Below are 22,401 nucleotides of genomic sequence, written 5' to 3'. Positions count from 1 at the left end.
CATTCTATCGGGACTTATATGCAAAATTCTGGTTTCAAAACGAAAATACTCACAGCGATCACATTCGGCTTGGTCAGTCAATATAGCATGGCAGCCCTACCTGATATGCTAAAGCTAGATTATGCCTATTATGCTCCGACCAGTTTGGTGGTGAAGGAACAAAAACTTTTGGAAAAAGCTTTACCTAAAACCCAGATTAAATGGGTGTTTAGTCAAGGGAGTAACCGTTCACTCGAATATTTAAATAGTGGCAGCGTAGATTTTTCCTCAACTGCCGGTTTGGCAGCCGTACTCAGCCGTGCCAATGGCAGTCCGATTAAAACAGTTTACATCCAGAGTCAGCCTGAATGGACCGCCTTATTGGTTGCAAAAAATTCTCCCATTAAAAGCATCAAAGACTTAAAAGGTAAAAAAATTGCCGCCACCAAAGGTACAGACCCATTCCTGTTTACCTTACAGGCACTGGAAACAGCAGGCTTGAATAAAAAGGATGTTCAGCTTGTACATTTGCAGCATCCAGATGGTAAAACGGCACTGGAACGTGGACAAGTCGATGCCTGGGCAGGTTTAGATCCCCTGATGGCTTCTGCACAAGTCCAGTCAGGTGCAAAACTGCTGTATCGAAATGTCGGTTTTAATAGTTACAGTGTATTAAGTACTAGGGAACAATTTGCCAGCCAAAGCCCGGAAGCCATCGAAGCGGTGATCAAAGCTTATGAACAGGCACGTAAATGGGCCAAAGCCAATCCAGCAAAACTGGCCGAATTGCTGGCACGTGAATCGAAATTGCCTATTGCTGTGGCCAAACTCCAACTCAGCCGTACCAATTTTGAGCAAAACATCCCGACTGTAAAACATCTCAATGCATTGAAAAAATCAGGAACGATTTTGACTGAAGAAGATTTGGTCCGTAAAGGCACAAATGTCAATCAGGTGATTGATCAACTGTTTGATGCGAAATATGCAAACAAGGTTGTAAATAGATAATGAATTCGTCTGTAACAACGAATAAGGCACTGGTTCAACCTAAAGTGGATAGAGTCCAAGCGCCTGGCTTGCTTAAATTATTAAGCAAGCTGAAGGGGTTGGTCATCCCTGTTCTTGCGTTGATCCTGTGTGAAATTTTGGTTAGAAACGGTTTTATAGCACCCTATCTGCTCCCCGCACCCAGCAGTTTATGGCAATCGTTATTAGAACTGTCTACAGGTGATTTGTGGCTACATATCTGGACCAGTACCTGGCGGGTATTTCTAGGCTTCTTTATTGGTAGCGGACTTGCGCTGGTTTTCGCCATCTTGGTCGGTTTAAACAAGCAAGCTGAAGAATTTTTAGAACCTTCTTTTTCAGCGATTAAGTCGATTCCAAGTCTGGCCTGGATTCCCCTGTTACTGCTGTGGTTAGGCATAGATGAAGCATCCAAAATTACCCTGATTGCCATCGGCGCATTTTTCCCGACCTACACCAATACCGTTGCCGCGATTCAGGGCGTAGACCGCAAGCTGATTGAAGTCGCGCAAGTCTACCGTCTGAAATACCTGCAACAGATCAAGGAGATTGTACTTCCGGCAGCATCCCCGGGTATTTTAACCGGTTTACGCAACAGCCTGAGCTTGTCCTGGATGTTTATGATCGCGGCTGAACTGATCGCGGCCACTCAAGGGATTGGTTATTTGCTTAGTGATGGACGGGAAACCTCTCGACCTGACATTGTCATTATTGCGATTATCTTATTGGCGATTTTAGGCAAAATAACTGATAGCTTAATGAAAATTGCTGAAAACTGGCTGTTACGCTGGCGGGATGTAGTCAAAAAATAAAGCGCATGATGCGCTTTATTTTTTATCTTTTTTAAGATTAATGTGGCCACTGCCCCAAAGTCACACGGTCATTACCACCATAGTCTTTTACCGTACGCACTTGCTTATACCCGGCTTGAGTAAAGATATGCCGCACAGCATCGCCCTGATCATAACCATGTTCCAACACCACCCAGCCATTGACGGTTAAATGCTTTTTGCCCTGCTGGATAATTTGCTCTAAATCTGCCAGACCATGTTTGTCTGCTACCAAAGCCCACTCCGGTTCAGTCGCCAAATCCTGCATATGGATATCATCTGCATCGATATACGGCGGATTGGAAACAATGGCATCAAAGAATTCACGGCCCAGAGGTTTAAACCAGGAACCACAAACAAAACGCACATGCTCAAGATCATGCTTTTCAGCATTAAACTGAGCAACTTCTAGAGTCGGCGCATAAATATCGGTTGCCGTAATAGACCAATCCGGACGTTCACTGGCAAGAGATAAGGCAATGGCTCCGGTTCCGGTGCCTAAATCGACAATTCGGGCATCTTCAGGCAAGTCGAGTTTCAGTACCGTTTCGACCAGTACTTCTGTGTCTGGACGTGGCACCAAGGTGTCTTTGGTGACTTTTAAATCCAGTGTCCAGAATGGCTGTGACCCCGTGACATAAGCCAGAGGCTCACCTGCTGCAATACGTGCCAAGCCATTACGATATGCCTGTTCTTGCTCTGCTGTTAATTCCAGAGTTTTTTTCAATGGCAAATCAAAAGCATCAATTTTGGTAATGTGCTCAAGTAACCACGCATTTTCCTGGCGTTCATAGCTTTCTGCATCACCACGTAAGGCCAAAGCCTGTGCAATATTCATTAACCACCATTCTGCTGTGCAAGAAGTGCCAACTGATCTGCCTGATATTCACGATGCAAACTGTCGAGCAATTCGGTCAAGTCACCTTCCATCACGGCATCCAGCTTATATAAAGTCAGGTTGATACGGTGATCAGTCATACGACCTTGCGGATAGTTATAAGTACGGATACGTTCCGAACGGTCACCGGAACCCACCAGGTCACGGCGCATTTCCGAAGTTGCCGCATCTGCCGCCGCACGTTTGGCATTTTCCAGACGTGAAACCAGAAGTGCCATGGCTTTGGCTTTGTTCTTATGTTGTGAACGTTCATCCTGACATTCAACCACCGTACCGGTTGGAATGTGGGTAATACGGACTGCCGAATCAGTTTTGTTAATGTGCTGACCACCTGCACCCGATGCACGATAAGTATCAATACGCAAGTCTGCCGGGTTAATCTCTACCGAAGTATCGACATCCACTTCTGGCAAAATGGCAACCGTACATGCTGAAGTATGCACACGGCCTTGAGATTCAGTTGCAGGAACGCGCTGTACACGGTGTGCACCACTTTCAAATTTCAGGCGACCATAAACACCTTCACCATTAATCAGGCAGATGACTTCTTTATAACCGCCATGTTCGCCTTCATTTTCAGACAGGATTTCTATGCGCCAGCCTTGATTTTCCGCATATTTGCTATACATGCGGAATAAATCACCCGAGAAAATCGCAGCTTCATCGCCCCCGGTTCCGGCACGAATTTCCAGATAAGCTGAGTTGGCATCATTTGGATCTTTCGGAATCATCAGAATATTTAAGTCTGCTTCCAGTTGTTCCAGCAGCGCCTTATTGTCTTTTATTTCTTCCTGAGCCATTTCCTTAAAGTCAGGATCGCTCAACATGGCTTCAGCAGTTTGTATATCTTCTTCTGCCTGACGGAATTTAGTCCAGACTTCAGTAATTTCAGATAAATCACTATGCTCACGAGACAATTGGCGGAAGCGTTTGTTATCTGAAATCACTTCAACGTCGGCAAGTAATGCGTTTAATTCTTCATGACGGTCAGAAAGTTGATCTAATCGTAAACGTAACGATTCTTTCATTTTGCTAAATATCTCAATACAAAGGCTATCTCCATGCCTTATAGGACATAGATCAGCGCAAAAAAATTGTGCCTAGTGTAACGATTCTAAGGGTTAAATGACATAGATATTGTGGGGACAAACCCACATATAGAAAGGGATTTTTTTAAGATAAAAACTGTATTGATACCAGCTTTATTCATATTTGCCTTATAAGCGTGCATTTTATGAGCACTTTTAAATATTGTTAATATAACTTTACAAAGCAGACACTAAACGCCACAACTCTAGTTGAACCTCTCCACATTGTTGGAAAAAATTTTTGTTACATTTGCCGACATCGAAATAACTTACCTACAACGTTCATTTTGGACATGGAGTTAACTATGAAACTGAATGCATTATTACTCAGCGCAACTATGGCGGCTGCATCAATGTTTACTGTTACTGCTCATGCAGACAACTCTACTCGTATTGCGGCAACATCCGCATTAGGTAGCGTAGCAGGTACTGCAATTGGTAAACAGATGGGTGGTAATACCGGTGCAATGATTGGCTCTGCTATCGGTGGTGCGGGTGGTGCTGCAGTTTCTGCAGACCGACGTAATCGTACTGGTGCTGCTATCGGTGGTGGTCTAGGCGGTGTTGGTGGTTATGCCGTAGGTAAAAATGTCGGTGGTTCTACTGGTGGCTATATCGGCTCTGCACTAGGTGCTGCAGGTGGTTCGGTACTGGGTAAAAAAGTTTCAGAAGACCGTCGTGCGGATCAACGCAAATACAAAAAACATTCTAAAAGATATTATCGTAGCCATCGTTAATAGATGATGCCAGGACAGAACTAAAAAGCACCTGAAGGTGCTTTTTGGATTTTTTATCATAATGATCCGTTATTAATTATGGATAAATCTGAAAGATAAAAATACAAATGATAAACAACTCACCCATTATCATTTCTACATCTTTTATTACATTTAACTCAAGAAATAACAAAAGCTTCCAAAAGGAGTTTGCCATGAAATTTAATTCCATCATTCTTGCTGCTGTAGTGACTTCATCTGCTTTAACCATGACTACAGCCAATGCAGGCAATACAACAAATACAGCCTTAACTTCTGCTCTGGGCGGTGTTGTAGGTGCCGCCGTGGGTAAACAGATGGGTGGTACCACAGGCGCAATGATTGGTTCAGCGATTGGTGCTGGAGCCGGTGCCGGTGTTGCTTCCAACAAACGTGACCGTACTGGTGCCGTGATCGGTAGTGCTCTGGGCGGTGCTGGTGGCTATACCGTAGGTAAAAATATGGGTGGTACTAATGGCGGTTATATCGGTGCCGGATTAGGTGCTGCAGGTGGTTCGGTACTGGGTAAAAAAGTAAGCGAAGACCGTCGCTACGATGACCGTGATGAACGTCGCTATGATCGTGATGAGCGTCGTTATGATGACCGCTATGATCGCCGTTATAACAGTTATCGTTACAGTGACCACCACGACAATGGTCGTCATTTAGGTTGGTACAAAAACGGTAAACGTTAATTCATCGCAATACAAATTGCCTTAAAGCACCTTCGGGTGCTTTTTTATGCTTGCTACAAGCCAAATCACAGACATCGCTCATATATCGAAAAAAAACGATATACAAGTTCCAGTAGGCAGCGTATGCTTTTCTTAGCCCTGATATTAGAGAAAACCAATGCGTTCTTTAAAAGATACCCAATTTTCAATTCTGGACCTAGTTCCTGTTCGTGAAAATAAAAGCATTCAATCTTCATTACATCATGCACTTGCTTTAGCTCAACATGCCGAAAAATTAGGTTATAAACGCTTATGGCTCGCTGAGCATCACAATATGTCCGGCATCGCCAGTTCAGCAACTGCTGTTCTCTTAGGTTATTTATTGGCAAATACTCGAACTTTAAGAGTCGGCTCAGGCGGCATCATGCTACCGAACCATGCCCCTTTAATAGTTGCAGAGCAATTTGGTACTTTAGCAACACTCTATCCAAACCGTATTGAACTTGGTCTTGGTCGTGCACCGGGTACGGATCAAAATACAATGCGTGCACTGCGTCGTGGCCGTCAGGAAACTGAAGATCAATTCCCACAAGATGTACTGGAAATTATGCAATACTTTAAAGACCCACTACCACAGCAACGTATTGTGGCAACTCCAGGTCAAAGTACCCATGTTCCGGTCTGGTTACTCGGTTCAAGTTTGTTTAGCGCACAACTGGCCGCAAAGTTGGGTCTACCCTATTCATTTGCCTCCCATTTTGCACCGCGAATGCTCGATCAGGCGATCAAGCTATATAGAGAGAACTTTGAACCCTCTGAATACCTAGATCGACCTTATGTTTCAATGGGTGTTCCAACGGTAATCGCTCAGACAGATGAAGAAGCGCAATATTTAGCAACATCACCCTATCAGCGTATTATTTCAATGTTCCGTAACCAACGTGGCAAGTTGAAACCGCCAATCAAAAATATTGATGAAATCTGGTCACCTGCAGAAAAAATGTCGGTTGACAGTTTCTATGCCATGGCACAAATTGGCTCACCTGAAACGGTTAAAGCTGGTTTAGAAAAGCTGCTAGAGAAATATGATGTGGATGAATTTATCTTTACCTGTGATATCTATGACACAGATAAACGTCTTGAAAACTTTGAATTATTGATGAATATCAAAAACGCTTAATCCTTTTAAAATCGTAAATAGCATCTGCTTGAGGTGCTATTTTTTTATCACAACTGCCCCATTCAGTTCATCATCTGATCTATTTTTAGCAATAAGACTGGATAACATTTACGAACTTGTGTTCGAGGCATCTCTCTATAAAGAATAATCCATTTTAAGGATACAACCCGACCAGAAACCATATTAATTAAATTATAAATATCAAATATTTAAATAAATTATTTCAACAAATAAACACACTAGACAATTAACAAAAATGCTCATCTCACTTTAAGTACTTAAGCAAATTACATTTTCCGGCTTTTTCATACACTTGTCATTAAACCATGATTTTAGAGGTGTACATAATGGCTTCAACAGACCTAAAAAAATGGTTTCATATTCCTGCCGATGCCATGATGGCGATGACTGACAAGATTCCAGAAAAATCTTTACCCAAAGTTCCATCTTGGATATACCTATAAAGTACAGAACAAACTGCAACAAAAGTAAAAATAAAAAAGGATATAAAAATGGTCAACAAGAAAAAGAATCCGTTGGATGGATTCTTTAAAAATGCACCCGATTTTTTCCAGAAATTTCAGGGAAAAATCGTCGCTTCTGAAGATATTAACAACTTCGATTTCACTAATTTAAATGTAGCTATTGTTGGGGGCAACCAGATGACAGTTATGCATCTGGAACACATCTGCAATACCGCAAAATTTGTAGAAGTATTTCAAATTACACCACTTTTTATCTTACCTCAAACTGAAAAAGGCATTCACAAACTACTTTCGCATCCTTTGATTATCAAGAATCGTCGTTTATTTAATACCCGCATCAAATCATTACTGGCTATTCGCTATCTGGATTCCCAAGTTCAAAATACCTGGTTAAAACGCCAGCTAATGCCCAATTCGGCATCTGGAAACAAGGTTTTTCTCAAATCGGATCATTATTACACTGCGCTGCAACAGGATAACTGCAAGCTGATTACCTGGCCTGTGGTAAAAATTACTGAAAATGCAGTACAAAGCATGGAAGGTGTTGAACATTTAGTAGATGTCATTATTACTACCTATTGATGTTTCAACATAAAAAGAGACATATCAGCCCCTATTATGCATTTTATTTTACTATGCCAATATATTGATAATAATGTTTAGCCTTTTGATAACGCAAATAATTAGAAGTTAATTCACCTGATGGCTTAATGACTAAAATATCGATGTTTTTAAGATTTTTGGAAACACGAATATAGTGCCGATTCATATCAAAAGGCTGGATATTTTCTGGATAATAATGACAGTCATAACTGACATCAATATGGTTCAGTGCTTTCGTTCCGGTTTTAAATACCTCGACAGCTTGATATTGCGCATTTCTAATTTTCGCCGCCTGAATAGCATAGGACCCTACACAACTGCTGCCAATATAGGTACTTGAAATAAAATAAGTGGGTACTTTATTCAGCTCAGTTTGCTGAATGGATCGTATAAATCCTCCATCATTCACCGCCTGAGTAACAACTTTATTGCCCTGTTTAAATTGCACATAGGATTCGAATTCCCGCATTGTACCGCCAGCTGAAATATCAAATGTATAAAATTTCAGCTTTTGATCAGGGCTATAATGTATAGAAACCATGTTTTTGCTGGCTAGATTTTTAAAATTATAGTGGAAACTTTGTGGATGACTCTGAATAAAATCGACTACTTTTATAGCCACATCCTGATTAACACCCTCACTCTCATAACTGTCTGCTAAACGCCTTTGATCATATTGTTTGATCATTTGGGTTTCAAAATCAGCCACAGATTGTGCAAAAACATGCGCAGTTATCAGACTAAACCAAGAGTTATTTTATTTATTTTTAATACTTTATTCATATAATTACGCTCTATATTTTCGATTATAGAAATGGAGTTAAATCTGAATTTAACTCCATTTTTAAATTAGCCAATACGACGTTTTAAACCTGTCATCTGTAAAACACGGGTTGAAATTTCCTCAATCGACATTTCAGAAACATTCAGATATTTAATGCCTTCTGAAATATAAATGCCTTCTACGGCACGCAGTTCCATTTGGCATTGATTAAAACTTGCATAACGGCTATTGGCTTTACGTTCGCTACGAATCGCTACAAGTCGTTCAGCATCAATCATTAAGCCAAATAGCTTATGCTTGTGTGCCTTTAACACCGCAGGTAAACGGTTGTCATCCAGGTCTTCTTCGGTCAGCGGATAATTCGCTACACGAATTCCAAACTGTAATGAAAGATAAATTGAAGTCGGTGTTTTACCGGAACGGGAAACCCCAATCAGTATCAGATCAGCCTTGTCATAATGACGTGTGCGTGCGCCATCATCGTTATCTAGGGCAAAATGCACCGCATCAATACGTGCTTTATATGACTCAGAATCTGTTACAGCATGGGTTTGTCCGACTAAAGTTGTAGGCGCAGTACCCAGCACCTCAGACAATTTACCAATAAGACCTTCAAAAACATCAAGATTTACTGCATTTGCGGTATTGATAATATCACGCACATACGGGTCTACCAAGGTATCAAACACCAAAGGTTGTTGCCCATCTTGATCGGCACGCTGGTTGATTTCAGCTACCACATTCATCGCAGCTTCTTCTGAAGAAATATAAGGAATAATATGAATGTCAAAATCTACATGAGGAAACTGTGCTAACAGTGAGTGTCCAAGGGTTTCAGCAGTAATTGCAGTCCCATCGGAGATAAAAAACACACTGCGCTTAATCTGTTTACCTTCTGACATTAAAATTCTCCTTAAATATTTGTCTAAGTGCTGTAAAATCTTTATAGTAAACCGATCTTACATGACTGTCGCCGAGTAAATCAAAAAGCTGGGCGATTTGTTATAATTTCATGCCAAGATAGTGATTAATACTGCATAAGTGGAGTAACAACTTTGGAAGCGCGCGTAATTGGTCTAGAAAAATTAGGGAAACACGACGTTGAACTCGTTGGTGGGAAAAACTCATCACTGGGTGAAATGATCAGCCATTTGTCTAATGCTGGTGTATCAGTACCGGGTGGTTTTGCAACCACAGCTGCTGCGTATCGTGAATTTCTCGAGCAAAGTGGCCTAAACGCTAAAATCAACGCCGAGCTTACAGCGCTTAATGTTGATGACGTAAAAGCTCTAGCAGAAACTGGCGCAAAAATCCGTCAATGGATTGTCGAAACTCCGCTTACAGCAGAACTTGAAAAGGAAATTCGCGAATCTTTCGCTGCTCTTTCAAACGGCAACCCTGACATCGCGGTTGCCGTTCGTTCATCTGCAACAGCAGAAGACTTGCCAGATGCATCATTTGCAGGACAACAAGAAACCTTCCTGAACATCCGTGGCATCGACAACGTTCTTGTAGCCATTAAGGAAGTATTTGCTTCACTTTATAACGATCGCGCAATTTCTTACCGTGTACACCAAAACTTTGCTCATGACATCGTAGCGTTGTCGGCTGGCGTGCAACGTATGGTCCGCTCTGAAACTGGTGCTGCTGGTGTAATGTTCACACTGGATACAGAATCTGGTTTCCGTGATGCAGTATTTATTACCGCTTCTTATGGCTTGGGTGAAATGGTTGTTCAAGGTGCAGTAAACCCTGACGAATTTTATATTTCTAAACCACTTCTTAAAAACGGCAAACATTCAATCCTGCGTCGCAACCTTGGTTCTAAACACCAAAAAATGATTTATGGTGAAGAAGGCGCTGCAGGTAAATCTGTGGTTGTCGTCGACGTTGAAAAACAAGAGCGTCAACAATTTGCCTTAAATGATCATGAGCTGCAAGAACTTGCAAAACAAGCCTTGATCATTGAAGAACATTACGGTGCCCCAATGGACATCGAATGGGCCAAAGATGGTGATGACGGTCAGCTTTATATCGTTCAGGCACGTCCAGAAACCGTAAAAAGCCGTGAAAATGTCGGCACAATGGAACGCTACCTGCTTAAACAAAAAGGTACTGTGGTTTGTGAAGGCCGTTCAATTGGTCAACGTATCGGTTCTGGTAAAGTCCGCATCGTCACTTCGATTAAAGAGATGGATAAAGTACAAGACGGTGACGTACTTGTATCTGACATGACTGACCCGGATTGGGAACCAGTGATGAAACGTGCTGCTGCTATTGTAACCAACCGTGGTGGCCGTACTTGTCACGCTGCCATCATTGCACGTGAACTTGGTGTTCCAGCGATTGTAGGTTGTGGTAACGCAACTGAAGTTCTGACCGATGGTCAAGAAGTAACTGTTTCTTGTGCCGAAGGTGACACAGGCTTTATCTATGAAGGTGCTTTAGATTTCGAAGTTCAACGTAACTCTATCGAATCTATGCCTGCGCTTCCATTTAAAGTCATGATGAACGTAGGTAACCCTGACCGTGCATTTGACTTCGCACAAATTCCAAACGCAGGTATTGGTCTGGCACGTCTTGAATTCATCATCAACCGTATGATTGGCGTGCATCCTAAAGCATTGCTCAACATTGACAGCCTTCCACGCGAAACTCGCGCTGCTGTAATGGCACGTACTGCAGGTTACGCTTCTCCAATCGAGTTCTATGTAGAGAAACTGGTTGAAGGTATTTCTACCCTTGCTGCTGCATTCGCTGACAAACCAGTGATCGTGCGTATGTCTGACTTTAAGTCAAACGAATATGCCAACCTGATCGGTGGTAAGTTATACGAACCAGAAGAAGAAAACCCAATGCTTGGTTTCCGTGGTGCAAGCCGCTACGTTTCTGACAACTTCCGTGATTGCTTCGAACTTGAATGCCGTGCATTGAAAAAAGTTCGTGACGAAATGGGCTTAACCAACATTCAAATCATGATTCCATTCGTACGTACAGTAAACGAAGCGAAACGTGTCATTGAATTATTGGCATTGAATGGTCTGAAACGTGGCGAGAATGGTCTGAAAGTGATCATGATGTGCGAATTACCAACCAACGCATTGTTAGCTGAACAGTTCCTTGAGCACTTCGATGGTTTCTCAATCGGTTCTAACGACCTGACTCAGTTAACATTGGGTCTTGACCGTGACTCTGGTATCGTTTCTCACCTGTTTGATGAACGTGACCCAGCGGTTAAAGCACTTCTTTCTATGGCGATTCATGCATGCCGTAAAGCAGGCAAATATGTAGGTATTTGTGGTCAAGGTCCTTCTGATCACCCTGACTTGGCTAAATGGTTGATGGAACAAGGTATTGAGTCTGTTTCTTTAAACCCAGACTCTGTTTTAGACACCTGGTTCTTCCTTGCAGAAGAAAAAGCTCAACAAGCGTAATAAAACATGTTAAAAAAGACCCACTCGTGGGTCTTTTTTATATCTATTAAACAATAAGTTAAATAAATAAGTTGCACTTTTGTTGCACCCCATCCGAAAAACAAGAATTTTGGAAGCCAAACTCTCCTTAAATTTGTGAAATATGCCAACTTGCGCATTTCTGCAAGTTAGTTGACAAAACTTAAAATCAGCAATAAAACTTGGTTGACAGATTTTAAATTTAGCACTAATTCAAAACACTCTTGATAATAAGGATAAAGAATGGAAAAGCCGCATATTTACTGCGATAGAAAAATTATTAAGTGCTCTGTTTGTGGGGCACAGGATGACTATAGTTTTAATGCCACTAAACACTTTTTTATTATCGCTGCTGCAGAAGGCAAGCAAAGTAATGGGTGCTACTCGATTGAGAGTATTGAGTGCAAGGACTGCAATAAGGAGGCTAGGATAGCTCAAGATCCCTATTTTTATTATTGAGTGGAATAAAACTGAAACCATGGCTCAACTTCTGCATTGAATACACTATAAAAAATAGTAATCCATCTATAAGGAATGTAGTTGGTCTAAGATAATTAAATAAGAATACCTTCGCTTTGATCTACCACAAAAAGCTAATTTTTTTGATTAATCGACCTTTAAGGACTGAGTTCTGTATCTATACAACCCAGTCCTTTTAATTCATACATTGGAAATTATTTTACTCTTAAGGGTATTTAATGAATTGCTTTGCGTTTCACTCACTCCTCCCATTTTATTTGAGTCTCTCTCATAAACGAAATATAGAATTATTGCGATTACTACAATCGCCGCTATTACAGCAATAATAATATTTCTATCTTTTGGGGTCATACTCATAATTGTTCTCCAATTGCAGATTAATGAGAATAAATAGAAGAAATTAAAAATGAAGAAATTTCTATAAAGTTACTTTGAAAAAACCCTGATTTAAAAAGTCAGGGTTAGTAAATATTTTATTTCATTCTTGTAGGCCATTTATATTTCTTTGTTGAGCAAGCCTATTATGAATTCTATTAAACTTATGGATTTGGTCGCTGCTGTTTCTGCTGATCACTTTGCTGTTGCTGGTGTTGCTTTTGTTGATCCTGCCCTTGGTTTGGTTGCTGTTGATTTGGTTGCTGTTGCTGGTTTTGCTGATTCTGTTTGTCCTGTTGTTGGTTTGGTTGCTGTTTTTGTTGGTCCTGTTGACCTTGTTGTTGATTAGCCATTTCAATTTCCATCCTATAGTTTTGGAATACGCTGCTTTGTAGCAGCTTTATCAAACTACTCTTTAAATCTATAATTACCCAAGACTCCATCTGTATCAATTTACGTTAATGTAAGTAACTACAGATGGAGCAGACTGATCCTTAATAAAATTATTCAAATCTCATTAACAATCATTACTTAAAACTCTCATTTAAATAGGTCTTTTTCTGGCCAAATGTTACTTAATCTTTCAACATCAATTGCGTGGCCATCTGCTTTTTCTGCCATGCTTCGATATTCTGCTGTGCATGCTTCGAGTAACTCATTGTTGGTAACGGTGTACTCAATAATGGTTTCTTTGGGAGCTGTGGACAGGCGTTTGTTGGCTTCACTGAGTTGCTTTGACAACCCACTAGCAGCCAGGTCAGCACTACGAGCGGCAGCATTCGCATCTTGTATTTTTTTAATTGCATTTTGTTCTACCTCAATATATTTATCTGACCAAGCTTTTTCAGTAATAGCTTTCTGCTCTTTGGCTTTTACTATCGAATCTCGATAAGGCTTAATTGCTTTGGCCACACGCGCATCGCATGCTGATTCAGCATAGCTCATGCTCAATGAGCCGACAGAACTCACGATCTGAAGCTTGCTCACAGAATGCTGCGTCTATCGTAATCAAATATTGAGGTACGAAACCGAACCAGTCCCGCATCTGTTGTTCCTGGCGTGCCTTCTTCCATCCACCCTGGTTAAACATCACTTTTTCACATTGGCCTAGCACCATACGTTTTTTAGCTACGGCGGCAGATGATGCCCAAGCGAATGCAAGGAACTCTTCATTATCGTGAAGTAACTCAGCAATATGATCATGATCCGGGTTGTGAAGTTCACCGCCCAAAGTCAGCCAGTTTTTGACAACCCATTCTTTAAGCTCTGGTGCCGGTGCCAAACGAATCGCTTCTTCTTCCTCAGCCTGATCCATCAGATCCGTTGGCGGGAATGGTCTGAACTGTTCCATAAGATGCCTTTAAATTTCTAAGCCACTTGGTAGCTCTTCCCATATTGATATCACCGGTTTCAAAGCGCATATACCGATATCCCATTTCTTCAGCATGGTCGTACCGGTCAATACTCCATGCTTTTGTGGCCAGTTTGCCTTTTCGTCCACCTGACCAAGGGCCACCAGCAATTTCAATCAACATGCGATATTCAATAAGGTGCAAATCAAAACGCCAGTGTTTGGTGCTTTTAAAATGAAAATACTCTTCATACTTGATTTCCATGCGATCAAGAATTTCTTTCAATCGCTCGAATGCTTCTAAGTATTTTTCACCGGCTTTGGGTAATGGTCTGGTACGTGGTTTCTTTTTGATGGATTTCTTATCAGTCAGGGCTTTGTATGCGTCCAGTTCCATAAATTGTACCCATTAAAAAACCTCCCTGAGGAGGCTTTGTTATTTTATCTTTTTTATCTGTTCAAGAAATTTATCTTTTTCTTCTTCACTTTCAAATTTTAGACTTAAATGATATCCAGTATCAGAATTTGTAAGCTCACCTTCGAAGACTACTGTCACTTGGGTTTTCCCAATTTTAGATTTTATATAATTGATATTATTAATATTAATTAAATATTCATTATGTTGTAAAAACATATCACATCCCATTTTTTATTTTAAGTGATCAAAATATTACCTTATTTTATGCTACATGAAATACTTGCTTTACTTTTCAATAAAAGAAAACCCAGCACTCAGGCTGGGTATATGAAATTATTTACTTTTACTGATGCAATGCCATTTCCGCACTTTTTGCTAAAAATGCTGAACGACTTAAATGCTGCTTCTTCGCAACTGCATCAATACGCTTAACTAAAGCTTCTGGCATACTGACATTAATACGAACAGACTTCGTATTTACCTTTGTTGTATCAATATCAATTAACAGCCAAAAACCACCTTCAAATCGTTCATCACCTAACCATTGCTCTGGGCTTGATGGTGCAGGCAACGGAATATCTTCACCATCAAAGTGAACCTCAACCGCTTCCTGTGCCATGCGCTGGATTTCTTGCATTTCATCCGCACCACTAAAACATCCTTCAAAGTCAGGGAAAGTTAAACCGTAAGCAGTATCTTCATCTTTATGAACATATACCGGATATAACATATTTACCTCCATTCCCAACCAGCCTGTTTATATATATTGCGTAGAGTACCTATCGGCATATCTTTACGTGGATGTGGAACCACAACATGACCGGGTTTATCGGGATGCTTGTACTTTTCATGGTCGCCTTTGCCGCCAACCTTGTACCAGCCTTCCTGCTCTAGACGCTTAATAATGTCTTTGCTGTTCATTGTGTAATTATACACAACATTATTTTAATAGGGAATAGAAAAGAAAAACCCCGCCAATATCTAGTATGTAGCGGGGTTTTATATGCCGTAATACGTTCGGCAATGGAGAAATCACTCAGGTTTTGTTTTACCACACTTACGACATTCGACCTCGGCAAATATGTCTGACTCGTAATCAAATGCATGTATACAAAATAATTTGCGTAGGAATTGGAGCATCTAGTTTCTCCTGACAAAAAAAAGCCCACCTCGAGAACATTGGTGGGCTTATAAACACTGACCATGGAGTAGGTCATTCAGAAACTACAGCTGTTTCTGTTGGTTATTTTCTACACCATTTAAGTATTTTTCAGTGGCAAAATATACCAAAAATTAAAATAATGATAATTAAATCAAATTATTAGAATAACTTAATTAATTATTTATTAACATTAAAGATGAAAGCTGATAGGTAACTTTCAGGCAATTAAAAGCCCACTTACTCCTTCAAATAAGTGGGCCGGTGCTGTAGTCATTTTCTTCGTTTTATTTGCGTTTTCTTGTTTTCGCAAAAATAAGATAGCACTAAAAAATTAACAACAAAGTATAGAGAATGCACAGGAACTGTTTTCACTTGTCTACTTTGGGTTATTTTTCTTTTTAAGGTATGGCAATTTTGATTTAAACATTACTTCCTCTCTTGTTACCCTGAACTTTTTCTTTGTTCCAGGATGAATAAAAGTGTTTTCACCATCTAAACTAATCACATTTTCATTAATCACTATTTGGGGTAAAGGCACACATATAGGGTTTCTTCCATATTCATTGAAAACCTTTTCAAATACCTGCTCTACCACTATCTTCATACCGCAACGACTTATAGCTTTTACTTCTTTTAATATAAAAATTTTAGACATTTCCAATAACTCTTTTTATTTTTTTCCAAAGAATTATAGAAGTGCCATCTTTATGTGTTGTTAATTTTTTATATAAATTTGTGATCAAAAAAATCTGGGTGCCCTGATATTGCTTACACATGACATTTCTCAGGGCACAAACAATCCCATCTGCATTATGAATACTTAGTATCCCCCTTCATATAATGATAATTATTGTTTTTTGAATTCTTCTTATCTTTAAGCTTTTTATAACAATATCCGGCTACCACACCTGTACCAATCAAAGTTAATAGTTTCATCTTTCACCTCAACCAATCAGAAATGCAAGCATATATAACTATCACCTCTATTCATTACACTCCAAGCACGTTTCGATAGTTTTTTGTATGTCAGGTAAATTTATGTGTATTAAATAAAAAGCCCACCTTTCGGTGAGCCCCATCTGTATCATTTTGCGCTGATTCAAGATGTATAAGTACTGCCTCATAACAGTGGGCGTAATTTAGTTAAAACCCATTCTATTAGCAAATTTATAAGCATGATGTACTTTGGTTTGCCATTTCAGTAACTTATAAGCTCATAAAAAATGGATACACATATCATCATGTGTACCCATTGCCTCAGATTACGATATTAACCAGCTCGGCAACTGATCTACCGCTACTCCCTACTGTGATTGCCACTGAATAGGCACAGTACTAATCAATTTTCGGTTTCATTATCAATGTATGGCGGGGCATCACTCCCAACTCTGATTTCACTTTCCTGCATATCCTATTCATGCTCGATGAACTGCATGGGTTGTATCGTCTTTCGTGCGATCTAACTAGCTCAAAAGCTGCTTAAGCAAATACTGGCATTTTGATTCTCCTTTTTGGGTTATTTTGAGAGACAAATTCATTTGTGTATCAAAAACACTAGACAACAAAAAAGCCCGATCAATGACCGAGCTTAGATTTTTTATATGAATTAACTTAGGTGTTTTGGAATATCTTCAACAAATTTAAACTCTGCAGGATAACGAGTCCGAAGCGCTTCAGTAATCTCATTAAACATTCGCTGATACTCTTCAGTAATATAAGTAGCCTTCTTTATTTGCTCAGCAGAATCAGCAACCATTAACAATAACTTTCGGTTTTCTTCCTTTAATTCTTCATTTTCGTGCATCACCATTGCCAATAACGACTGTAATTCATCTTTAGTTAATGCACTCATAACAACGGCTCAGTATTTTTTCTAAAGAATAGCAAAGGATTATGACAAATAAGAAAGCCCACTATGTGAGCTTTCTGAGGTTTTGCCGTCTTTTCCGAGCTGTCAATCGAAATTACCCAAAGCATCCATGCGCTGGTGGTGCTTATTTTCTTCAAAATTTAATTGGTGTCAATACTGAATTTTGAACAAAATAAGCCACCTTTCGATGAGCAAAAAAATACCCACAAATTGAGATAAGTGGGTATATAAACTTTGAATCTTTTTCGTTGGTAGCGGGAGCTGGATTTGAACCAACGACCTTCGGGTTATGAGCCCGACGAGCTACCAGACTGCTCCATCCCGCATCAACGAGTTAGCTTTATACGTCATAAGCAGCATCAAAGCAAACTTTATTTTAAAAATAAATACTTACAGCATATCCGGCATCAATAAGTATCTAAATCTAACCATTATTCGTTTTAGTAATAAAAGCTGGATGTAAGTCTCTATACTTACGCAATCTATTTTTTTCACTCTCTAAAAATGATTTAGGTTCATCCGACCAGGATGATTTTCTTGAATCAAGACCTGAATGACTAAGAGCCCAATCAGAAATAGTTCCATAAATAAATGTATTATCGGCAAAAATATATTTTACTTTTCTCTCAACACTATCTAAAAAAACCTTATATGTAGGTAATGAACCAAATATACTAATTTGAGTATAAATGTATTTGTAGGATTCAGACATGGAGCTAAGTACTTAAATGATATTTCCACTATACCATTTTAAACAATAAAAAAGCCCACCTTTCGATGAGCTTATTCATTTGGTAAATGTTAATCAATTTTATAGTTGGCAAAATCTTTTAATAATGCTTTTCTGACAATTTCATCAAAGTCAGCTTTCGAATACCGAGTTTTTTTTTATAACTTTTTGACAATAGCTTTTTGCTACGCTTAGACCAAGCAGATTCCATAATTTCATTACTCACCTCAAATGCTTAATGATTTTGGTATACATCAAAACTATCATTTGGATTTGTAGCCTTTCAACCCCATCTAGATTGTTTTTTGTACAGAATGTAAATAAATACATTTGAAGTATAAGTTAAATAAAAAGCCTAACTTTCGGTGAGGTCCCATCTGTATCAGATGGATACACATATCATGTGTATCCATTCCAACTCTGTATTCACTTTCCTGCATATCCTATTCATGCTCGATGAACTGCATGGGTTGTACCCTCTTTCGAGGAGTCTAAACGTGTTTACTCAAACAGGCTTTAGCTAATCAGCAAACTATAGAAAATGGGTTTTAAAATACTTTTCTCCTGGCATTAAAAAAACCTCCCAATGGAGGCCTCTTTAGCAATCTAATTATGTGATTTCTGAATCTTCAAAATTTTTAGGGAGATTTAAATTTATTTTAAAATTTGCAATTTGATCAGCATTGCCCCAATCCCCATAAATAAGCGCTTTTACTTCAATTCCAGTATCTTCATATAGATGCTTATCGTTTAAAATTTTGAGAAATTTTTCAGCATCTTCGTCACTTAGATAACCTACTTGAATACCACCAACAATCACCATAATTGCATAGGTATATTCTGTGTTTGTGGTATCCATGATCAAAAGAGCATTGACAACTTTACTGACAGAATGATCAAGCTGAGGGCCAACTATCTCAATTATGGGGTGCTGAAAGTCTATTGCACTGGAAACTTTATGACCAAACTTATTTTTAGTCATTTCTTTAAACTTTCCACCAGACTTTTGTTGGAAAGGGTTTACCATTACAAAAGCTGTTATTAAGATAACAATAAGGAGAAGAATTAGACCCATGACTCATACTCGTTTACATGGGAAAGATACTAGAACCCTAAGATAAAGGGACGCATATTCTTTAAGTTTTACTGAGTTTTGAACTGTCATCACAATTTATTTAATTCAGAAGACAGATACTCAATGAACTGCTTTTTATCCTCTATTTCAGGTACATCAAATACCCAATAACATGTAGATTTAAGCCTATATTTGAATATGAGAGTCAAAGTATTCATTTCAATGTAAGCATCTTCATCCCTGAGCTCTGCAAATAATCGCAGCGCTATTAAAAAAAAATTTAACTTATTGACTATGTCATATTTTGATGGCTCATACTCCTTTAGAGCTTCATCATAAATAAAGTCAAATATCTCCTGGACCATAACAATGTCCAACTGGTTAACGTCACCCATCAAAGATAAATCAATACTTCTCATTACGATGTACAAAAAGTGTATTTGCAGCTCGTTCCAATTTTGAAAGATTATAAATGCAAAAAAGCCCACCATTTGGCGAGCTTTCGTTGCTATACAAATCTATTCTTTTGAACACTTCACTTCAAGCTGGTATTCGTCTTGGGTAACCTTAATCTTAATATTCTTATATTTTCGTTTGTTTGGATCCATTGCTGAGCCTGCTACTTCTTCAAAAAATCCGCGATCATTCATTAGGTCGGCATATGCTTTATAACCTAACAAAATCTTTTCAGGTTTTTTGCCATTAACTGCTAACTCACTCAGAGTATCATCTAATTTCTTGACAGTTAGAATTGCCATCTCAATTAAATCTCAAAAATAAAAAGTCATTATCCTTTATTAATATAAACAAACAATGTCAAAAAGCCCACCTTTTGATGAGCTCTTAAATTCAATTCTTTGGCTTTCGCAGTATTAATTCTACTTGTTCTGTGGCATCACCTAGACCCAAATCAGTTTCGAGCCAAAAGCGATACAAATCATTGCCAATAATATATTTCTGCCTACGATATTCTGAAGTTTTACCGTCTTCTATCTCATCAGCTTTGAAGTAGCCTTTATCAAAGTCAAAAGCTTGACCGTCTAAATCACCACCGATACAAATATTCATGCTACTGCCCTATTTATCTGGAACAGACTATAGTACAAATAAAAAACCACCTAGATGGTGGTCTAAGTTTTACTTTGACAAAGCTTGGCTTGGATTTTATAGATTAGTTATCAGTAAATTTATTTAAACAATATTTATAATTTTCTTCCTTGCTTACATGCCCACCAGCATGGACACACGAGCAAAATAACTCAGCCCTGGTATATTTTATCGATTCAGGAACATCAACCCCATAACATGCTGAGTCTATTCGATTTGGCTTGCGGGCCAAAATTAAGTTATCTCCAGTAACGTAATACCAGATACCCCCAACAACAGTGATAATTATAAAAATAACAGGAGAATTTTTTTTAAACATTATTTTCCCTACAAAAAAGCCCACCATTTGGCGAGCTTTTAAAGTGTTGGTCTCGGTTGAACAGTAATACGACCAGTATAGAAAAACTATAGCTTATATCCATTTAGGATGTCAATCAGCTAGCCTTCTTTAATTTTGAGCGGTAGTTTCCAACATAGGTTTCAATTTCATTTTGCAATTCTTTTAACAATAGTTCGACGGCGTTACCCAGCCAAGCATATCGTTTTGAGTAGGTATTAGGTTCGATGTAATTAATTCCCGAAAACACCAAACGGCCTTTCAATGTGTGGTATTCACGCAAATGTGGACGCAGGCTATAAAACAACTCCATACGTGCAACATGCTGACAGAAAGTTACCATGTTGAAAGTTTCACGTTGTTTATCAAGTTCATCCTGAACCATTCGCCACAAGTACTCAGCAATGTAGTCCGTTAAGTCCTTATATTGCTGTGTATTATCTCGAAGATCACCCCACACCAAAATTGATGCATAAGCTTTGGTTTCTTTGTTTGGCAGGCTTGCAATAGCTCCACAACGATCTTCCCAGTTGATAGGTGTTTCACCAGTGCTTGGAATCCCTGCTTCGTAATTTGCTGTCTTGGCACGTAGTTGTTGCCCCAACCATTCAATATTAGAAAGTTTTTCTGTTTTTTCAGCCACTGCATTCATCCCAAATCTCCAACCATCTTCTCTATCTGCTGAACCGCTAACCCGCGTGTCTATGTGCTTAAGCCTAGTGGTCGCAGTGGTATCAACCTGGATGGCTTCATTATCTACAAAGAGTTTCAAGGCAATCTCTCACTTGTAGAAAAAAGCACGGCAGCAGATTGGTTAATCAAAGCATTAATCACTGCACGGAACGCAAAACGGAATGCTGAGCGTAACCAGATTCTAGAAAATACTGGCCACTTCAAATCTGACGAATATAAAAAATGGGCTAAATCCCATCGTGCTGTGCATTAAGGGGAAATTTCATGACAACTTCTAATAATTCAAATATGGATCTATGGGCATCAGTTTCTATTACTGATCCGAAAAAAGTTAAACCTATTACCGGGAAATCTTATAAAGGTTCATCCCCTCAACCCTACTGGTTAGTGCAACGTGCGACAGAAACCTTTGGACCATGTGGCTTGGGATGGGGCATTGAAATTGTTCAACAGGGTTTCCAGCAATGTAATGCCGAAACCATGATGCATTACGCTACTGTCCGCGTTTGGTATATGCAGGATGGCAAGAAATGTTCTGTTGAACACATGGGCGGAACAATGGCTATGTATAAAACCAATGCCGGGAAAATGGTGTATGACGAAGATGCTCCCAAAAAGTCCGTGACTGATGCCATGGTGAAAGCACTTAGTTTTATCGGTTTTGCTGGAGATATTTTCTCAGGAATTTGGGATGACTGGAAATATCAGGAAATGGCAGCAGCACATTATAACGGTCAGAACCAACAGACTGCCCCACCACAGCAACCTCAGAATAATCAGCAACCGACTCAACAACAACCAAATGCTCAGCAAAAGCCAAAACGTACCCAGGCACAGCTTTACAACGATGCTTTAGTTGCAATTAAAGATGCTAAAGACAAAGGCATTCTTAAAGCAGCAGCTGAAAGATTTAAAGGCACCACGTATGAGGCAGGTATCACCAATGCTTGCCGTGCTCGAGCCGATCAGATGGGTTGGCCAACTCAAAGTCGATCGCAGCAACAAAATAACCAGCCTAGCCAGCTTCATCATTAATTAAACATAGGGAT

General features: G+C 39.4%; 28 protein-coding genes, 1 tRNA gene and 2 pseudogenes. 9 read left to right on the top strand and 22 right to left on the bottom strand.

From position 1 onward, the window contains the following. The first annotated feature begins 87 nt into the window (after positions 1 to 87). Both GTU69_RS06215 and GTU69_RS06210 read left to right on the top strand, forming a co-directional pair. Positions 88 to 987 carry an aliphatic sulfonate ABC transporter substrate-binding protein gene (locus GTU69_RS06215; protein WP_240921598.1) on the top strand — a complete coding sequence of 300 codons (900 nt, stop codon included), beginning with the start codon at positions 88 to 90 and terminating at the stop codon, positions 985 to 987. After that, positions 987 to 1,817: an ABC transporter permease gene (locus GTU69_RS06210; RefSeq protein ID WP_166169025.1), complete on the top strand. Its 831-nt coding sequence runs from the start codon at positions 987 to 989 to the stop codon at positions 1,815 to 1,817. The genes GTU69_RS06215 and GTU69_RS06210 overlap by 1 nt, the downstream gene beginning before the upstream one ends. Positions 1,818 to 1,854: 37 nt before the next feature. Here the strand turns inward: GTU69_RS06210 and prmC are convergent, their stop codons facing one another. Beyond that, positions 1,855 to 2,673: a peptide chain release factor N(5)-glutamine methyltransferase gene (prmC, locus tag GTU69_RS06205; RefSeq protein ID WP_166169023.1), complete on the bottom strand. Its 819-nt coding sequence runs from the start codon at positions 2,671 to 2,673 to the stop codon at positions 1,855 to 1,857. Beyond that, positions 2,673 to 3,761: a peptide chain release factor 1 gene (gene prfA / locus GTU69_RS06200; RefSeq protein ID WP_166169021.1), complete on the bottom strand. Its 1,089-nt coding sequence runs from the start codon at positions 3,759 to 3,761 to the stop codon at positions 2,673 to 2,675. Before prfA ends, prmC begins: the two co-directional genes overlap by 1 nt. 365 nt (positions 3,762 to 4,126) lie before the next feature. On the opposite strand from prfA, the gene GTU69_RS06195 reads away from it, so the two are divergent. The 4 genes from GTU69_RS06195 (at position 4,127) to GTU69_RS06175 (ending at position 7,497) form a co-directional block, all read left to right on the top strand. Further along, complete coding sequence (locus GTU69_RS06195; protein ID WP_086197280.1) at positions 4,127 to 4,558, top strand: hypothetical protein; 432 nt, start codon at positions 4,127 to 4,129, stop codon at positions 4,556 to 4,558. 194 nt (positions 4,559 to 4,752) lie between these two features. Next, positions 4,753 to 5,271 carry a glycine zipper domain-containing protein gene (locus tag GTU69_RS06190; protein WP_166169019.1) on the top strand — a complete coding sequence of 173 codons (519 nt, stop codon included), beginning with the start codon at positions 4,753 to 4,755 and terminating at the stop codon, positions 5,269 to 5,271. A 157-nt stretch (positions 5,272 to 5,428) separates the two neighbouring features. Then, positions 5,429 to 6,430, top strand: a complete 1,002-nt coding sequence (locus GTU69_RS06185) for an LLM class flavin-dependent oxidoreductase (protein ID WP_166169017.1) — start codon at positions 5,429 to 5,431, stop codon at positions 6,428 to 6,430. A gap of 512 nt (positions 6,431 to 6,942) precedes the next feature. Next, positions 6,943 to 7,497 (top strand): flavoprotein, encoded by a 555-nt coding sequence (locus GTU69_RS06175; protein WP_166169015.1) that lies wholly within the window; start codon positions 6,943 to 6,945, stop codon positions 7,495 to 7,497. A 43-nt stretch (positions 7,498 to 7,540) separates the two neighbouring features. Here GTU69_RS06175 and GTU69_RS06170 read toward each other — a convergent pair whose 3' ends face one another. Together GTU69_RS06170 and GTU69_RS06165 are read right to left on the bottom strand one after the other, a co-directional pair. Continuing rightward, the gene (locus tag GTU69_RS06170) at positions 7,541 to 8,227 is read right to left on the bottom strand and encodes a hypothetical protein (protein WP_166169013.1); all 687 of its coding nucleotides are present in this window, start codon (positions 8,225 to 8,227) and stop codon (positions 7,541 to 7,543) included. 140 nt (positions 8,228 to 8,367) lie between these two features. After that, positions 8,368 to 9,204, bottom strand: coding sequence for a pyruvate, water dikinase regulatory protein (locus GTU69_RS06165; protein ID WP_086197275.1), 837 nt, complete (start codon positions 9,202 to 9,204; stop codon positions 8,368 to 8,370). Positions 9,205 to 9,357: 153 nt separating this feature from the next. On the opposite strand from GTU69_RS06165, the gene ppsA reads away from it, so the two are divergent. Next, positions 9,358 to 11,736, top strand: a complete 2,379-nt coding sequence (gene ppsA / locus GTU69_RS06160) for a phosphoenolpyruvate synthase (RefSeq protein WP_166169011.1) — start codon at positions 9,358 to 9,360, stop codon at positions 11,734 to 11,736. 678 nt (positions 11,737 to 12,414) lie between these two features. Here the strand turns inward: ppsA and GTU69_RS06150 are convergent. From GTU69_RS06150 to GTU69_RS06065, 18 genes and pseudogenes are all read right to left on the bottom strand, one after another. After that, entirely contained in the window at positions 12,415 to 12,591 is a 177-nt protein-coding gene (locus GTU69_RS06150) for a hypothetical protein (RefSeq protein WP_166169007.1), read from the bottom strand. 182 nt (positions 12,592 to 12,773) lie between these two features. Beyond that, the gene (locus GTU69_RS06145) at positions 12,774 to 12,962 is read right to left on the bottom strand and encodes a hypothetical protein (RefSeq protein ID WP_166169005.1); all 189 of its coding nucleotides are present in this window, start codon (positions 12,960 to 12,962) and stop codon (positions 12,774 to 12,776) included. A gap of 187 nt (positions 12,963 to 13,149) precedes the next feature. Then, the gene (locus GTU69_RS06140; protein ID WP_240921596.1) at positions 13,150 to 13,554 is read right to left on the bottom strand and encodes a hypothetical protein; all 405 of its coding nucleotides are present in this window, start codon (positions 13,552 to 13,554) and stop codon (positions 13,150 to 13,152) included. Next, positions 13,547 to 13,960, bottom strand: a pseudogene (locus tag GTU69_RS06135) (putative metallopeptidase); the annotation flags it as partial. The pseudogene GTU69_RS06135 and the gene GTU69_RS06140, both read right to left, overlap by 8 nt. Continuing rightward, entirely contained in the window at positions 13,911 to 14,357 is a 447-nt protein-coding gene (locus GTU69_RS06130) for a hypothetical protein (RefSeq protein ID WP_166169003.1), read from the bottom strand. The pseudogene GTU69_RS06135 and the gene GTU69_RS06130, both read right to left, overlap by 50 nt. Before the next feature lie 39 nt (positions 14,358 to 14,396). Next, the gene (locus GTU69_RS06125) at positions 14,397 to 14,594 is read right to left on the bottom strand and encodes a hypothetical protein (protein ID WP_166169001.1); all 198 of its coding nucleotides are present in this window, start codon (positions 14,592 to 14,594) and stop codon (positions 14,397 to 14,399) included. 127 nt (positions 14,595 to 14,721) lie between these two features. Beyond that, a complete protein-coding gene (locus tag GTU69_RS06120; protein ID WP_086197410.1) occupies positions 14,722 to 15,108 on the bottom strand; it encodes a type II toxin-antitoxin system HicB family antitoxin in 387 nt (128 codons plus the stop codon). A gap of 2 nt (positions 15,109 to 15,110) precedes the next feature. Continuing rightward, entirely contained in the window at positions 15,111 to 15,299 is a 189-nt protein-coding gene (locus GTU69_RS06115; protein ID WP_086197411.1) for a type II toxin-antitoxin system HicA family toxin, read from the bottom strand. Positions 15,300 to 15,982: 683 nt separating this feature from the next. Further along, a pseudogene (locus GTU69_RS06110) lies at positions 15,983 to 16,195 on the bottom strand (hypothetical protein); the annotation flags it as partial. Positions 16,196 to 17,146: 951 nt separating this feature from the next. Next, positions 17,147 to 17,392, bottom strand: coding sequence for a hypothetical protein (locus tag GTU69_RS06105; RefSeq protein WP_086197412.1), 246 nt, complete (start codon positions 17,390 to 17,392; stop codon positions 17,147 to 17,149). A 267-nt stretch (positions 17,393 to 17,659) separates the two neighbouring features. Then, positions 17,660 to 17,736, bottom strand: a tRNA-Met gene (locus GTU69_RS06100). A 98-nt stretch (positions 17,737 to 17,834) separates the two neighbouring features. Further along, positions 17,835 to 18,122, bottom strand: coding sequence for a hypothetical protein (locus GTU69_RS06095; protein WP_166168999.1), 288 nt, complete (start codon positions 18,120 to 18,122; stop codon positions 17,835 to 17,837). Between the two features lie 628 nt (positions 18,123 to 18,750). Continuing rightward, positions 18,751 to 19,215 carry a hypothetical protein gene (locus GTU69_RS06090; protein WP_086197414.1) on the bottom strand — a complete coding sequence of 155 codons (465 nt, stop codon included), beginning with the start codon at positions 19,213 to 19,215 and terminating at the stop codon, positions 18,751 to 18,753. Between the two features lie 89 nt (positions 19,216 to 19,304). After that, complete coding sequence (locus GTU69_RS06085; RefSeq protein WP_143222733.1) at positions 19,305 to 19,634, bottom strand: hypothetical protein; 330 nt, start codon at positions 19,632 to 19,634, stop codon at positions 19,305 to 19,307. A 99-nt stretch (positions 19,635 to 19,733) separates the two neighbouring features. Then, on the bottom strand, positions 19,734 to 19,973 hold the full coding sequence (locus GTU69_RS06080; protein ID WP_166168997.1) for a hypothetical protein: 240 nt from the start codon (positions 19,971 to 19,973) through the stop codon (positions 19,734 to 19,736). Positions 19,974 to 20,064: 91 nt separating this feature from the next. Continuing rightward, a complete protein-coding gene (locus GTU69_RS06075) occupies positions 20,065 to 20,283 on the bottom strand; it encodes a hypothetical protein (protein WP_166168995.1) in 219 nt (72 codons plus the stop codon). Between the two features lie 103 nt (positions 20,284 to 20,386). Beyond that, a complete protein-coding gene (locus GTU69_RS06070; RefSeq protein WP_166168993.1) occupies positions 20,387 to 20,641 on the bottom strand; it encodes a hypothetical protein in 255 nt (84 codons plus the stop codon). Positions 20,642 to 20,756: 115 nt separating this feature from the next. Next, a complete protein-coding gene (locus GTU69_RS06065; RefSeq protein ID WP_166168991.1) occupies positions 20,757 to 21,311 on the bottom strand; it encodes a hypothetical protein in 555 nt (184 codons plus the stop codon). Positions 21,312 to 21,365: 54 nt separating this feature from the next. Between GTU69_RS06065 and GTU69_RS06060 the strand changes: the two genes are divergently transcribed. Together GTU69_RS06060 and GTU69_RS06055 are read left to right on the top strand one after the other, a co-directional pair. Continuing rightward, complete coding sequence (locus tag GTU69_RS06060; RefSeq protein ID WP_166168989.1) at positions 21,366 to 21,605, top strand: hypothetical protein; 240 nt, start codon at positions 21,366 to 21,368, stop codon at positions 21,603 to 21,605. Positions 21,606 to 21,616: 11 nt separating this feature from the next. Continuing rightward, the gene (locus GTU69_RS06055; protein ID WP_166168987.1) at positions 21,617 to 22,387 is read left to right on the top strand and encodes a hypothetical protein; all 771 of its coding nucleotides are present in this window, start codon (positions 21,617 to 21,619) and stop codon (positions 22,385 to 22,387) included. The last annotated feature ends 14 nt before the right edge of the window (positions 22,388 to 22,401 follow it).

This window comes from Acinetobacter sp. SA01 (genome assembly GCF_011319235.1).
In the GTDB taxonomy this organism is placed as follows: domain Bacteria; phylum Pseudomonadota; class Gammaproteobacteria; order Pseudomonadales; family Moraxellaceae; genus Acinetobacter.
The sequence above is the reverse complement of the archived record's forward strand: the minus strand, read 5'-3'. Positions and strand labels throughout refer to the sequence as shown.